The following is a 1133-nucleotide window of genomic DNA, read 5'->3' as shown; positions in this document are numbered from 1 at the left end:
TACACCAGCAGCAATCCGGCGGTTGCTACTGTCGATGCAGCAGGTAAAGTGACGACTGTTTCTGCAGGCACAGTAACCATCACCGCAACACAGGCAGCTGTTGTGGGCGTGAACGTACAGGCAACGCAGTCGTACAGCCTGACCGTGAACCCGACACCGGTTCCGGTCCTGAGCTTCACACAAGCTGGTCCACTGCAAATCATTCTGGGTAACAGCCTGACGAATGCAGTGAGTTCCACATTAACCGGCGGCAGCTACGGTGCAGTGACCTACACCAGCAGCAATCCGGCGGTCGCAACCGTGGATGCAGCAGGTAAAGTCACCACTGTTTCTGCAGGCACAGTAACGATCACAGCAACGCAAGCTGCGGTAGTCGGTGTGAACGTACAGGCAACACAGTCGTACAGCCTGACCGTGAACCCGACCCCGGTACCTGTTCTGAGCTTCACACAAGCTGGTCCGCTGCAAATCATTCTGGGCAACAGCCTGACGAATGCAGTGAGTTCCACATTAACCGGCGGCAGCTACGGTGCAGTGACGTACACCAGCAGCAATCCGGTGGTTGCTACTGTCGATGCAGCAGGTAAAGTGACCACTGTTTCTGCAGGCACAGTAACCATCACCGCAACGCAAGCTGCGGTAGTCGGTGTGAACGTACAGGCAACGCAGTCGTACAGCCTGACCGTGAACCCGACACCGGTTCCGGTCCTGAGCTTCACACAAGCTGGTCCACTGCAAATCATTCTGGGTAACAGCCTGACGAATGCAGTGAGTTCCACATTAACCGGCGGCAGCTACGGTGCAGTGACCTACACCAGCAGCAATCCGGCGGTCGCAACCGTGGATGCAGCAGGTAAAGTCACCACTGTTTCTGCAGGCACAGTAACGATCACAGCAACGCAAGCTGCGGTAGTCGGTGTGAACGTACAGGCAACACAGTCGTACAGCCTGACCGTGAACCCGACCCCGGTACCTGTTCTGAGCTTCACACAAGCTGGTCCGCTGCAAATCATTCTGGGCAACAGCCTGACGAATGCAGTGAGTTCCACATTAACCGGCGGCAGCTACGGTGCAGTGACCTACACCAGCAGCAATCCGGCGGTTGCTACTGTCGATGCAGCAGGTAAAGTGAC

At 56.3% G+C, this 1133-nt stretch carries 1 protein-coding gene; it reads left to right on the top strand.

The window, feature by feature from the left end; all coding sequences use genetic code 11:
* On the top strand, positions 1–1133 hold a 1133-nt coding region (locus KDM89_RS19085), incomplete at both ends, for an Ig-like domain-containing protein (protein ID WP_212689508.1).

It is taken from the genome of Cognatundibacterium luofuense, from assembly GCF_018139685.1.
Taxonomy (GTDB): domain Bacteria; phylum Pseudomonadota; class Gammaproteobacteria; order Burkholderiales; family Burkholderiaceae_D; genus Undibacterium; species Undibacterium luofuense.
The sequence above is the reverse complement of the archived record's forward strand: the minus strand, read 5'-3'. Positions and strand labels throughout refer to the sequence as shown.